Below are 12,918 nucleotides of genomic sequence, written 5' to 3' on the forward strand. Positions count from 1 at the left end.
AGCGTAGACTGGTCGGATGGACAACCTCGATCGCGGCATCCTCGACCTACTCCGCCAGAACGCCCGGGCGGGCTACGGCGACATCGGTTCCGTGGTGGGCTTGTCGGCCTCCGCGGTGAAGCGGCGGGTGGACCGGCTGGTCGCCGACAAGGTGATCCGCGGGTTCACCATCCAGGTCGACCCGTCGATCGACGGCATGAGCACCGAGGCGTACGTCGAGCTGTTCTGCCGCGGAACGGTCGCACCCGATGAGCTGTTGCGCATTCTCTCCGGCGTGCCGGAGGTCGTCGACGCCGGCACCGTGACCGGCAGCGCCGACGCGATCGTGCACATTCGGGCCCGCGACATTCCGGGCCTCGAAGCGGCGCTGGAGAAGGTGCGACTGGCCCCGAACGTGGACCACACCCGCAGCGCGATAGTGCTCACCCGGCTGATCCACCGCAGCGCTGAGTAGCCGCATCAGGCCTTGACGGGCGCACCCCGGCTTGTTAGCTTGGTACAAACACCAAACAAACGAGGATGCCCGTGGACCTGTACGAGATCACCCTGCTGGTCGTGGCTGGACTGCTGACGGTCGTCTTCGCGTGGCAGCTTCGGCCAGGTGCCGCCATTCGCCCGGATGCGCTGCGAGATACCGCGCGCCGCGCCGGCTTGGCCATCACACCGGAGGTCGAGCCTGTCCTGATCGCGCGCATCCGCTCGCGCACCCGCGGCGTGTTGGTCGGCACCCTGATCGCTCTGCTCGTTGCGACAGCTGCTCTTATCGCGCTACCGGAATCACCGGACGGCGGCATCTGGTCCGGGCTGATGCTCATCGTTCTGACCGGCCTGGGTGGCGCCGTCGGACTGTGCGTGGCGGAGTTCAGGTCGGCGTTCGTCTCGCTCGGCGATCGTCCTCGCGTGGCGCGGGCGCCCACGCCGAGCCGTGCGGACTATCTCTCTACCGTCGACCTCTGGTGCGGTCCCGTTGCCATGGGTGTCAGCGGAGTGGCACTGGCCGCCGTGGCCGCGCTGATCCTGGTCGATCCCGACGACGCGCTCAGTGGCGCGAGCATCCCTTCTCTGTGGTGGCCCGGCTTTGTGCTGTGGATCATCTCGCTCGCATCGGCCGGAGTCGGCCGCATCCTGTCGACTCGCTTGGTGGGGCGGGGCCAGCCCGCCGGCAACGACATGGAGTTGGCGTGGTCCGACGCTCTTCGCAGTTTGACGCTGCGTGCGCTGGTGCAGACTCCCGCGCTGGGGGCGCTCTGCAGTGTGATCGTGGTGCTGACCTCCGTCAGCGCAGCGGTGACACCCTCGTCGGGAACCGGAACCGCCATAGCTGTGGCCTTTTCCATCGTGCCACTGGTCATGGGCCCGGTGGGTGTGGCTCTACTCTCGATGGGGTCACGCCGTCCGCCGCACTACCTCACCCGGCTCTGGCCGGACGTGGCCGTGGAGCTGCGCCGCGGCGCACACGGAGGAGCCGCTCCGGTCGAGAGCCGCCGCCCGTGAGACTGGTCGTCGACCCGCACTCCACGACACCCCCGTTCGAGCAGATCCGGCTGCAGGTGATCGAGGCCGTTCGAACCGGTGCGCTCACACCCGGCGACAAACTGCCCACGGTGCGGCGGCTCGCGGAGGACCTGGGCCTGGCGCCGAATACGGTGGCCCGCAGTTATCGGGCCCTCGAGCAGGACGAGGTGATCGAGACCCGCGGCCGCCTCGGCTCGTTCGTCGCCGCCACCGGGGATGCCACGCACCGGCAGGTGCAACTGGCCGCCGTGGCCTACGCCGACCGTGCCAAATCGCTCGGGGTGGGCCCGGACGAGGCGCTGGCGATCGTGCGGGCGGCACTGGGGCTGTCGGACTGAGCCGGATCCGCTGAGGGACGGTGCATGCGCCGCCCTGGCGCGGCGGCTCAGGCGCCGCGCAACTCGGCGAGCACGGCGTCGACCCGGCGCTGCCGGGTGGCGTCGGTCTTCGCGCCCTCGATGGCCAGCACGTGCCGGCGCTGATTGCTGAACGAGAGCTTGGCAAAGGCCGCACGGGCCGCCGGATCCGCATCCAGCGCTTCGGTGAGCGGTTCGGGCTCGTCAACGGTGCGCGGCTGATCATCCAGCTCGACCGTCACCTCCACCTCATCGCCGCCGGCCACGCCCGCCTTGGTGCGATTCTCGGCGCTCAACGCGATCATGTAGGCGCCCCGGTACGGTGCGACGGAACTGCGATAGCTGTGCCCGTTGATGGTGACGGTGATGGCATGCCGCTTGCCCGGGCCGAGCCCGGCCACGACGTCGTCGGGCACCGGGATGCCGGTGGCGGTGGCGCCGGATTGCTCGATGACCGTTCGGAAGTCCATAGAGCGAGTATGTCGCCGTCGGCCGGATGTCGACAAGCGCGCTCCGCACATCCACCGCGTCCGCGAGTTACGGCGTAGTACCCCTTCAGCAGGCCCGAAGGGTCACATTGGCGCGACTCCCCACATCCCGCTCTCGCGAGTTGCGCCAGGATGTCCCGTCGGAGCGGCCAATGGGGCACCTTGCCGCAACTCGCGGACGCTCAGACGGCGCGGTAGTGCTCGGCCAGGCGCGCCAGGCCCTCGTCGAGGGTCACCGCCGGCGTCCAGTGCAGGTCGGCCCGGGTGCGGCGCTGGTCGAACCAGTGCGCGGTCGACAGCTGCTCGGCGAGGAACCGGGTCATCGGCGGTTCGTCTGCGCCAGGGAACACCCGCCACGCCGCCTCGATGGCGGAGCCGGCCGCGCGGGCCACCCCCGCGGGCACACTCCAGGCGGGCGCGGGCACGCCGGCTGCCGCGCAGATGCCGGCCAGCAGGTCGGCCACCGGCCGGGGCTCGCCGTTGGTGATGACGTACGCGTTGCCGTGCACGGCATCCACCCGCTCGAGTGCGGCCGCGATGGCGCCGGCGGCATTGTCGATGTAGGTGGAGTCGATGAGCGCCGCGCCGTGCCCGAGCAGCGGCAACCGGCCGGCCCTGGCGCGTTCGACGATGCGGGCGATCAGCTGGGTGTCGCCGGGGCCCCAGACCAGGTGCGGCCGCACGACGACGACCCGCAGCCGGGGCGAGTCGGCGGCGAGCGCCAGCAGCTCGGCGGCGGCCTTGGTGCGGGCGTAGTCGCCGCGCGCCCGCTCGGGGTCGGCCGGCAGCGCGTCGGTGCCGGTGATGGATGCCCCGGCGTGCGCCACCGACGGCGACGACACGAAGACCAGGCGTTCGACGCCGGCCGTGCGGGCGGCGTCGATCAGGGTGCGGGTGCCGCCCACGTTCACGCTCTCGAACTCGGCGGGCGGGCCGGCCAGGGAGACCTTGGCGGCGAGGTGCACGATGGCGTCGACCCCGGCGACGGCCGCGGAGACGTCGGCCGGGTCGGTGATCGAGCCGAGGGCATCCGTGGCGCCGGCGACCCCGCTGGGCCGGCGCTGGAAGCAGCGCACCTCATGGCCGGCGGCGACGATCGCCGCGGCGACGGCTCGACCGAGGAAGCCGCTGGCTCCGGTGACGAGCACTCTCACGGCTGGCCTTCTCTCACGGCTGGGTGAGCCTGGCGCCGGTGAGGATCCCGTGCGCCCAGCCGGCCAGGCGGGTGCGGTCGATCTTCGAGTTGTGGCGGATGTCGGTGGGCAGGTGCGGCACGACGAGCACGGCCGCGATCGGCTGGCCGGTGACCGCGCGCACGTCTCTGGCCAGCTCGGCGTCGGCCAGGCCAACCCGCGCGGCGGGCGGCACCGTTTCGACGACGATGACGACCTGCTGCGTGCCGGCGGGGCCGACACCCACGGTCGCGGCACGGTCGACGCCGGCCAGGGCAGAAACGGCCAGCTCGGGTCCGACGGGGGTGACGACGCCGTGCGCCGTGGTGATCACGTGCGGCAGGCGCCCCTCCACCCAGAGCCGGCCCGCGGCATCGAGGTGCCCGACGTCACCGGTGCGGTGCCAGCGCTCCCCCGCCGTGACCTCACGGGTGGCGGCCAGGTCGGTGAGCCAGAGCCTGTCGTAGTGGTCCTTGACGTGCGGGGCCGAGACCACGATCTCGCCGGTGACCTGCGGGGCCTCGGAGAGGGCGCCGACGGCGGCGCCGGTCTCGTCGAGGGCGCTGATGCGCACCCGGGTGGTCGCCGTGGGGCGTCCGACGCAGACCCCGCCGGGGCCGCGCGCCGCGTCGTCGCGGGCAGCCTCGCGGATGCCGTCGAGGCTGATGTCGGTCATCAGCAGGCCCTCGGTCATGCCGTAGGGAGTGTGCGCGGAGGCGCCGGGCATCAACGCGGCGGCGGAAGCGAGCAGCGGTTCGGACACGGGGGCGCCGGCCGACAGGAAGCTTGTCACGCGGGCGAGGGCGTCGTGGTCCGCGGGGGTCAGCTCGCCCTGGGTGGCCACCACGTTGGCCAGCGCGGCCGGGGAGAGGAAGACGACGGTGGCGTCGATGGCGGCCACCGCGGCGGCGACCGCGACGGCGGTGAGCGTCTTCGGCGCGGTGACATCCATGTCGGGCGTTACCGAGCGGGCGCCCAGAGCAGGGCCGAGCAGCGCGAACGGCGCGAACCCGGCGACCAGGCCGGTGCCGCGGCCCACGCCGTACTGCCTGTGCAGAGCGTCACTGACGGCGGACAACTGGCCGTGCGTGTACACGACGCCCTTCGCGGGCCCGGTCGACCCCGAGGTGAAGAGCACCGCGGCTACGTCACCGGGCTGCGGCGGCTCGGGCAGCTCTTCGTCGCGGCCCAGCGAAATCAGGTCGGCAAGAGCGAAGGAGACGCCGAGGGCACGGCGGCTGGCCGCGGGAAGCCGGTTGACCGAGATCTTCTGGCCCGGCCAGCCGAGGGCACGGGCGGCCATCAGGCCGGGCAGCGCTCCGATGACGTGGTCGGGGCGGGCGCCGCGCACCGCGCGGGTGAGACCGGTGAGGCCGAGGCCGGCGTCGGCCACCACCACGATCGCGCCGAGGCGGATGCAGGCGTAGAGCACCGCGGTGAGGTCGGCGCTGGGCGGAACCAGCAGGGAGACCCTGTCGCCGCGCCGCACGCCGATCTGGTGGAGTCCGGCCGCGATCTCACGCACCCGGCGGGAGAGCAGCCGCCAGGTGACGACGCGGGGGCCGGCGCCGCCGGCGGGGGCCATGTCGATGAGGGCGGTCTCGTCGCTGTCCCGCAGCTCATCGAGGTAGTGCCACAGGGGCGGGTTGGCGAGGTCGACCCGCGGGGTCTCGTCCAGCGGGGCAGGCTCGGCCAGCGGGGCAGGCTCGGCCAGCGGGGCCGGCTCGGCGGGCTCGGCCGGGCTCGCGGCGAGCCAGGCGAGCGCGGCGCCGGCGTAGTCCACGTCTTCGGCGATCAGGTGCCCGGCGCCCTCGAAGCGGTGCACCGCGGCGTGCGGGAGCCTGTCGATGAGGTCGTCGAGGTACCGGTCGCTGAAGATCGGGTCGCGCGGGCCCCAGAGCATCAGGGCCGGCACCGTGAGCGACCGGAGGGACTCGGCGATGCGGTGCAGTTCGGCGTGGCTGTCGTGGCGGGCGTCCACGGGGATGTCGGCGACGAAACCGCCGATGCCGCCGCGGCGGGTGGCCGTGCGGTACGGCGCCCGGTACGCGTTCTTGACCTCACTCGTCAGGGCCGGATGCCCGAGCGCGAGGGTGGTGTCCAGGAACGCCGGTGTGAGCACGGTGCCGGCGCTGAGCATCCCGCGGGCCAGCGCGAGGCGCAGCGGGGCCGGGATGTCTTCGGTGGCGCTCTGGTGGATGGCCGTGTTCAGCAGCATGACGCCGGCGAGCCGGTCGGGGTGGTCGACGGCCCAGCCCAGGGAGACCACGCCGCCCCAGTCGTGGCCGAAGGTGACCACGGGTCCGGTGAGACCCAGACCGCGGGTGAGGTCGTCGAGGTCCTGCACCCGGCGCGCGAGTGGGCGGGCGACACCGGTGCGCTCCGAGAAACCCATGTCGAGCTGGTCGACCGCGATGACGCGCCAGGCGGGCCGGCCGGCGGCGGCAGCGGCGGTGGCTTGGGCCACGAGGTCCCGCCAGAGGTAGGACCAGGTGGGGTTGCCGTGCACGCACAGCACGGTGCCCACCGGCTCGACGCCGAGCGCGGCCAGCTGCTCCCCGTTGTCGAGCAGGTGCCACGCGTGACTGACGCCGGCATCCGCGCCGTCGTGCGGGCCGCTCTCGACCACATCGACGATCCGGGACCACTCCGGGTCGAGCCCGGGCAGCCCGCTCGGCGGAACGCTCGCCGGAGCGAGGGCCGTCGCGGTACGCGGCAGCCGGTAACTCACCACTGGATCTCCATCATGGCCGTGTTGAGGCCGGAGCCGACGCCCATCAGCAGCACCCGGTTGCCGGGCTGGAGGCGCGCGGCCTCCTCGGAGAGCGTGATCGGGATGGAGGCCGGTCCCACGTTGCCGTAGCTGGGATAGGTCAGCGGCACCCGGCTGCGGTCGAGGCCGGTGGCCTTCACGATGGCGTTGGTGTGCACATCCGACACCTGGTGCAGGATGTAGCGGTCCATGTTCGACCAGCTCCAGTCCCGCTTGGCTTCGGTCCAGGCCGACACGACCAGTTCCATTCCGCCCTTGAGCAGCGCCTTCGCGTCGGTGAACATGCCGTCGACGCTGCCGACGCAGAGGTCGTTGAACTGGGTGGCCGCCCGGGTCACGCCGCCGAGGATGCGGTGGCCTTCCGGGTGCGCGTCGGCCCGGCCGAGCACGGCCGCCGCGGCGCCGGAACCCAGTGTGAGGCTGGCGAACTCGCTCATGAAGTCTTTGCGGCCGATGTCGGGCCGGCCCAGGCGCTCAATGGTGTTGGTCTGGATCTCGTCGGCGTCTTCGCCGTCGATGATCACCGCGTAGTTGATCTGACCGGAGTCGATGAGCTGGGCGGCCAGGGTCATGCCGTTCACGAAGCCCAGGCAGGCGTTGGCGATGTCGAAATTCGTCGCCGACGACGGCAGCCCGAGCCCGTGGTGGATGCGAACCGCGACCGACGGCTCCAGGTGCTTGCGGGTGACCGACGTGTTGATCATCAGCCCCACCTCGCTGGGGTCGATCCCGGCGGCCGCCAGGGCGCGCTTGCCGGCGGAAACGGCGGCGTCATCGAAGGCCTGCCCCACGTCCCAGTTGCGTCGTTCGTGCACGCCGGCGACGCGTTGCAGCAGCCCCTTGGGCAGGCGCAGACGCTTCAGCGCCGGTTGCAGGCGAACGTCGATCTCTTCAGACGTCGTGATGCGGGGGGCGATGGTCGTGGCGACCGACAACAACGCGACATTGCGGTGCATCGTTGTTGCGTTTCCGTCCAACGGGGTCCCCTGTCGAGTTATGGATGGCGACAAATCAAGTCCTATCGATTTTCTCCCAGAAGTCTGGGTGTCAACCGTGCGTCAGCTGATGCCCGCAGCGGCGTGGAATCCGGTGGCTGCCGCGATGGCTACCTTCCATTATCAGCCTTTCAGACGGTGCCGCCGTCACCCGCCCTTCGCCCGCGTTCGGCAGGTCAGGACAGACGCGGCGTGCCGGGTCGGGTCAGGGCGGCAGCCACCAGGAAGCAGGCGCCGCCTGCGATGGTGCCGACAGTAGCCCAGCTGGCGAGAAACTGTTGACCGGACTCCGAAATCGGGTACGCGCCGACCGCGGCGACCCCGAATGCCACCGAGCCCAGCAGGTTGAGCCAGGTGCTCCGCCAGGTGCGCGCCTTCGGATCCCACAGGGCATCCCGACCGGTGGTGGCTGCAACGGCGAGGAGGCCGGCGAGCAGGAAGCAGACCGACCCGTAGGCATCCGGGCGCCAGCCGGTGCGGCCGGTGCCGCCGATGCTGGCGGCGAGCGCCGTGGCCGTGCTCAGGTTGAAGAACAGCGTGCCGGCGAACTGGATGGCCGCGGCCCACCAGTCGAACCGGTCCGGCCGGTTGGTGGTGGTGCGCGGTGGCCGACGACCACTGAGGTTGAGCTGGATGAAGGCGGCGACGGTGAAGAACAGCGAGCCGATGAAGAAGGTGAGATTGTCGAGCACGGGGCCGGCCCAGGCCACAAAGCCCGGCACGGCTCCCACGATGAACAGGGCCGAACCGACGATGAATCCCCACGCCTCACGGCGCAGCCGAAGGAACTTCGGTGTCGCCACTGGATCACCTCGCCTTCGGCCGCCGCCATTATGGCGCTAGATGACGTCGTCCGTGAGGGTGCTCGGGTTGCCGAACCTGTGAGCGGTGATCGAGATCGCCTGTTCCCGCAGGAACGGCAGCAGTTCGATTCGTCCGGCCTGGGTGACCGCATGCGCGTACACGGCGATGTCGGGGCTGCCGCCGAGTGCGCGGGCGAAGGCGGTGGCTGCTTCGGCGGCTCCGGTTCGCGGGTCGCCGCCGATCAGTCGCACCCGGCTGGTCGTGATCTCGCCGGCGGCGGCTCTGGCCAGCCATTCCTCGTCGTTTTCAATGATCACCGGGATATCGCGGGGTGCCAGTACGGCTCGCACCTTCGGTGGCACCGGTAGCGCGCTGGACACGATGAATCTGGATTTGGAGAGCAGGCCGGCCGCGATCACGCGCAGCAACAGCGCCAGGCTGCCGTCCTCGCCCAGCCGCACGGTCACGGGAAGCGGCCGGTAGCGGAACAGGTTGCGCTCCAGGCCGAGCGCGGAGACGTCGGCGACGACATCGAATTCGTCGCGCCAGGCGAGGGCATCGCTCAACGCCGATCGACGCAGCACGTCGAAGTCCTCATAGGGCAGCGAGGGCTGGGATGCCTCGATGAGGTCGGTGATCCGCTGTTCGAGGCCACGCAGGTGCAGGGTCGAGCTGTTGCGCCCTGGATCGGTGATCCAGCCGCCCAAGCCGAAGAGGTAGTTGGGTCCGCCGGCCTTGGTGCCGGGACCGACCGCCGAGCGCTTCCAGCCGCCGAACGGCTGCCGCCGCACGATGGCACCGGTGATGCCGCGGTTGACGTAGAGGTTGCCGGCCTCGACGGTGTCCACCCACTGGGCGATCTCGTCGGCGTCGAGCGAGTGCAGCCCCGCGGTCAGGCCGTAGTCGACGGCGTTCTGGTAGCGGATGGCTTCCTCGAGGGTGCGCGCGTGCATGACACCCAGTACCGGACCGAAGAATTCGGTGAGGTGAAAGTATGATCCGGGCGCGACGCCGCTGCGGATGCCAGGCGACCACAGTTGGCCGACGCCGGTCTCCAGCTCGTCGTCGAGCAGCTTCGGCTCGACCAACCAGCTCTCCCCCGCGCCGAGCTCGGTGAGAGCGTGCAGCAGCTTGCCTTCGGCGGGCTCGATGATCGGGCCCATCTGGCTGTCCGGGTCGGCGGGGCGCCCCACCCGCAGCGACGAGGCGGCATCCACCAGTTGCCCCAGGAACCGGGTGGACCTGGCGACGGAGCCGACCAGGATCACCAGGCTGGCGGCGGAGCATTTCTGGCCGGCGTGGCCGAACGCGCTCTTGATCACGTCGGCTGCGGCCAGGTCGAGGTCGGCAGACGGCGTGACGATGATGGCGTTCTTGCCGCTGGTCTCGGCCAGCAGTGGCAGGTCGTCGCGGAGGCCACGGAAGAGCGTGGCGGTCTCGTAGGCGCCCGTGAGGATCACCCTGTCGACGTCGGGGTGGGCCAGCAGCCGGCTGCCGAGTGCCCGGTCGGGCAGGTCGACGAGCGCGAGCAGCTCTCGCGGCACCCCGGCCTCCCAGAGTGCTTCGACCATCACGGCGCCGGTGCGCTGGGCCAGGGTGGCCGGTTTGATGATCACGCCGGAGCCGGCGGCGAGGGCGGCGAGGACGCCGCCGGCCGGGATGGCCACGGGGAAGTTCCAGGGCGGGGTGATCACGGTGAGCCTGGATGGCACGAAGATGGCACCCTGCACGGCGTCGAGGTCGCGGGCGCGTTCGGCGTAGTAGTGCGCGAAGTCGATCGCCTCACTCACCTCCGGGTCGCCCTCGGCGATGGTCTTGCCGGTTTCGGAGGCCATCACCTCGATCAGGCGGTCGCGGTTGGCCGCCAGGGCCAACCCGGCGCGGTGCAGCACGGCGGCCCGTTCGATGCCGGGCTTCTGCGCCCAGGCCTCGCCGGCCCTGGTGACGGTGGCGATGACCTCGTCGAGCCTCTCGGCATCGTCGATGCGGGCTTGCCGGATGCTGTCTTTGCCGAGCATCGACGTCTCGACCCTGGCCAGGATGCTGCGGCCCCAGGCCCGGTTCGCCGGGAGTGACGGATCGGTGTCCGGTTCGTTGTGGAAGGCACCTAGGATCGACCGGCTCCGGGAGACGGAGCCCCGGGTGAGACCGAGCACCATGGCGGTGAGGTTGGGGTCGTCGGCGTCGGCCGGCGGTGTCGTCAGCGGGGGCAGGTCGACATCGGGAGCGGGCTCGAGGGGCACGATCACCGAGCGGTCCTGGTCGCGGTTCGGCGGCGGCACGAAGACCGTGCCGCCCTGGGCGGCCGGTGTGGGCTCGAGGGCGGCCAGCGAGTCGAGAAAGCGCTTTTTCTCCCGTTCGAAAAGGGCCGGGGTGTCGGCGAGTTCAAACACCGCCGACATGAAGTTCTCGTCGCTCGCGTTCTCTTCGAGCCGGCGGATGAGGTAGCTGATCGCCACGTCGAATTCGGCCGGGTTCACGACCGGCGTGTAGAGCAGCAGGCGGCCGACATCCTTTTTCACGGCCTCGGCCTGGCTCGTCGCCATGCCCAGCAGCATCTCGAATTCGATGCGGTCGTCCACGCCGCGCTGCTGGGCGAGCAGGTGCGCGTAGGCCAGGTCGAAGAGGTTGTGGCCGGCCACACCGATGCGCACGGCGTCGGTGTTCTGCGGGGTGAGCGCCCAGTTGAGCACCCGCTTGTAGTTGGTGTCGGTGTCCTGCTTGCTGGCGTACGTGGCGAGCGGCCAGTCGTGCACCGTCGCATCCACGTGTTCCATCGCGAGGTTGGCGCCCTTGACCAGCCGCACCTTGATGGGGGCGCCGCCGCCCGCCCGCCGGGCATGCGCCCACTGGGTGAGGCCTTGCAGGGCCCCGAGGGCGTCGGGCAGGTAGGCCTGCAGCACGATGCCGGCCTCGAGGTTCAGCAGGCGGGGCTGGTCGAGGATGCGCTCGAAGACCGCGATGGTGAGGTCGAGGTCGCGGTACTCCTCCATGTCGAGGTTGATGAACTTCGGGGTCGGCGACGCCGCGGCAAGTTCGTACAACGGGGTCAGGCGCTTGACGACACGGTCGACGGCTTCGTCGAACGCCCACATCGACAGCTGACTGGCGATCGAGGAGACCTTGATCGACACATAGTCCACGTCGTCCCTGGCCAGGAGCTCGCGGGTGCCGGCGAGGCGCCGTAGGGCCTCCTTCTCACCGAGAACGGCTTCGCCGAGCAGGTTGATGTTGAGCCGGTTGCCCGATTCTTTGAGGGCCTCGATGGCGGGGCCGAGCTTGGCCGGCGTGGCATCCACCACCAGGTGGCCCACCATCTGGCGCAGCACCTTGCGGGCGGCGGGAATCACCACCCACGGCAGCACGGGGCCCATCACGCCGCCCACGCCGATGGCGCCACGCAAAACCGGCGGCAGGAACGCCGGGGCCAGTTTGGCTACCCGCTGGAGGTTGTAGCCGGCCACCATCACGTCTTCGGGTCGCATCACACCATCGACAAAACCCACCGTGAAGTCGAGCCCGTTCGGGTCTTTAAGCACCCCGGCGAGCCGCTCGGCAGACACGTCGGAGGGAATGGTCGCGCTATCGGCCAGCCACTTGGTGACGAGGGCGACGACCTCCACACCGAGGTCCTGCTGCACGTTCGGGAGGGGATTGGTCATGCTCACGAGGTTAGTCGCAGCAGCCCCTCAAGGTGCTCGTCCACGGCCGCGATGTGTCGGCGTTTCTCAGCCTCCGGCAGAAAAGCTGCCCGGAACGAGTTGCGGGCCAGGGCGGCCATCTGGTGGTGGTCAAGGTCGAACTCGCGCTGGATCGCGTGGAGGTTGTCGTCGACATAGCCGCCGAAGTAGGCGGGGTCGTCGCTGCTGATGGTCACCAGCAGGCCACCGGCGAGCATGGCGGGCAGCGGATGCGCGCCGAGCACCGGAATGGCCCGCAGGCACACATTCGAGAGCGGGCACAGGGTGAGCGGGATCTGCCGCTCGCGGAGGATCCCAACGAGGTGGGGGTCTTCGATGGCGCGGATGCCGTGGTCGACGCGTTCCACGCCGAGCAGGTCGATGGCTTCGTGCACGTAGTCCGGCCCGCCCTCCTCGCCGGCGTGCGCCACCCTGTGCAGCCCGAGGGCCGCGGCCTTGGCGAAGACCTCGGTGAAGAGGGAGGGCGGAAAGCCGACCTCGGCCGAGTCGAGGCCCACGCCGATGAACTGGTCGAGGAACGGGATGGCGGCGTCAAGAGTCTCCAGCGCCGCCTGGCCCCCGAGATGGCGGAGGAAGCAGAGGATCAGGTCGGCCGAGATACCCAGGTCGGCTCGGGCGTCGGTGAGGGCACGGGTGAGCCCACCGAACACGACGTCGAGAGGGATGCCGTTGGCCAGGTGGGTCTGCGGGTCGAAGAAGATCTCGGCCCGGCGCACTCCGGCGGCAGACGCCCGGGTGAGGTAGGCCATGCCGAGGTCGTAGAAGTCGGCCTCGGTGCGGAGCACCGCCAGGTTGGCGTAGTAGATGTCGAGGAAGGACTGCAGGTCGGTGAACCTGTAGAGCTCCCGCAGGAAATCGGGGTCGTAGCTCGGCAGCGGCACGTCGTTGCGGCGGGCCAGGACCACGAGCAGCTCGGTTTCGAGGGTGCCTTCGATGTGCACGTGCAGTTCCGCGACGGGCCAAGCGGCAACAGTCATATCTCTCCCGCGTGTTCAGGTGGGTCCCCACGTTACCGCCTCCCCGACCCGCCTTCGGCCGGGGGTTAAACGCAGAAAAGCCACCCCGTGGGGTGGCTTTTCTGGTGTTGCTAAGTTAAGTCCGGCGGTGTCCTACT

General features: G+C 70.6%; 10 protein-coding genes. 3 read left to right on the forward strand and 7 right to left on the reverse strand.

What is annotated here, in order from left to right; genetic code table 11:
* The first annotated feature begins 16 nt into the window (after nucleotides 1-16).
* The 3 genes from ACEN2M_RS16135 to ACEN2M_RS16145 all read left to right on the forward strand — a co-directional run bounded on the left by ACEN2M_RS16135 (nucleotide 17) and on the right by ACEN2M_RS16145 (nucleotide 1,853).
* Nucleotides 17-454: an Lrp/AsnC family transcriptional regulator gene (locus tag ACEN2M_RS16135; RefSeq protein ID WP_130177356.1), complete on the forward strand. Its 438-nt coding sequence runs from the start codon at nucleotides 17-19 to the stop codon at nucleotides 452-454.
* Between the two features lie 71 nt (nucleotides 455-525).
* The gene (locus tag ACEN2M_RS16140; protein ID WP_441649163.1) at nucleotides 526-1,494 is read left to right on the forward strand and encodes a hypothetical protein; all 969 of its coding nucleotides are present in this window, start codon (nucleotides 526-528) and stop codon (nucleotides 1,492-1,494) included.
* Nucleotides 1,491-1,853 (forward strand): GntR family transcriptional regulator, encoded by a 363-nt coding sequence (locus ACEN2M_RS16145; RefSeq protein ID WP_441649164.1) that lies wholly within the window; start codon nucleotides 1,491-1,493, stop codon nucleotides 1,851-1,853. Before ACEN2M_RS16140 ends, ACEN2M_RS16145 begins: the two co-directional genes overlap by 4 nt.
* Nucleotides 1,854-1,900: 47 nt before the next feature.
* Here the strand turns inward: ACEN2M_RS16145 and ACEN2M_RS16150 are convergent, their stop codons facing one another.
* The 7 genes from ACEN2M_RS16150 to ACEN2M_RS16180 all read right to left on the reverse strand — a co-directional run bounded on the left by ACEN2M_RS16150 (nucleotide 1,901) and on the right by ACEN2M_RS16180 (nucleotide 12,781).
* The gene (locus ACEN2M_RS16150) at nucleotides 1,901-2,341 is read right to left on the reverse strand and encodes a YdeI/OmpD-associated family protein (RefSeq protein ID WP_441649165.1); all 441 of its coding nucleotides are present in this window, start codon (nucleotides 2,339-2,341) and stop codon (nucleotides 1,901-1,903) included.
* 200 nt (nucleotides 2,342-2,541) lie between these two features.
* The gene (locus ACEN2M_RS16155; RefSeq protein WP_441649166.1) at nucleotides 2,542-3,513 is read right to left on the reverse strand and encodes an NAD-dependent epimerase/dehydratase family protein; all 972 of its coding nucleotides are present in this window, start codon (nucleotides 3,511-3,513) and stop codon (nucleotides 2,542-2,544) included.
* Nucleotides 3,514-3,526: 13 nt separating this feature from the next.
* Nucleotides 3,527-6,262, reverse strand: coding sequence for an alpha/beta fold hydrolase (locus ACEN2M_RS16160; protein WP_441649172.1), 2,736 nt, complete (start codon nucleotides 6,260-6,262; stop codon nucleotides 3,527-3,529).
* The gene (locus ACEN2M_RS16165; RefSeq protein WP_441649167.1) at nucleotides 6,259-7,260 is read right to left on the reverse strand and encodes a 3-oxoacyl-ACP synthase III; all 1,002 of its coding nucleotides are present in this window, start codon (nucleotides 7,258-7,260) and stop codon (nucleotides 6,259-6,261) included. The genes ACEN2M_RS16160 and ACEN2M_RS16165 overlap by 4 nt, the downstream gene beginning before the upstream one ends.
* Before the next feature lie 215 nt (nucleotides 7,261-7,475).
* Entirely contained in the window at nucleotides 7,476-8,102 is a 627-nt protein-coding gene (locus tag ACEN2M_RS16170) for a hypothetical protein (protein WP_441649168.1), read from the reverse strand.
* 36 nt (nucleotides 8,103-8,138) lie between these two features.
* Nucleotides 8,139-11,765: a proline dehydrogenase family protein gene (locus ACEN2M_RS16175; RefSeq protein ID WP_441649169.1), complete on the reverse strand. Its 3,627-nt coding sequence runs from the start codon at nucleotides 11,763-11,765 to the stop codon at nucleotides 8,139-8,141.
* Nucleotides 11,766-11,767: 2 nt separating this feature from the next.
* Nucleotides 11,768-12,781, reverse strand: coding sequence for an adenosine deaminase (locus ACEN2M_RS16180; RefSeq protein ID WP_441649170.1), 1,014 nt, complete (start codon nucleotides 12,779-12,781; stop codon nucleotides 11,768-11,770).
* Between the last annotated feature and the right edge of the window lie 137 nt (nucleotides 12,782-12,918).

Source organism: Cryobacterium sp. W22_MBD10_FK3, assembly GCF_052113745.1.
Lineage (GTDB): Bacteria > Actinomycetota > Actinomycetes > Actinomycetales > Microbacteriaceae > Cryobacterium.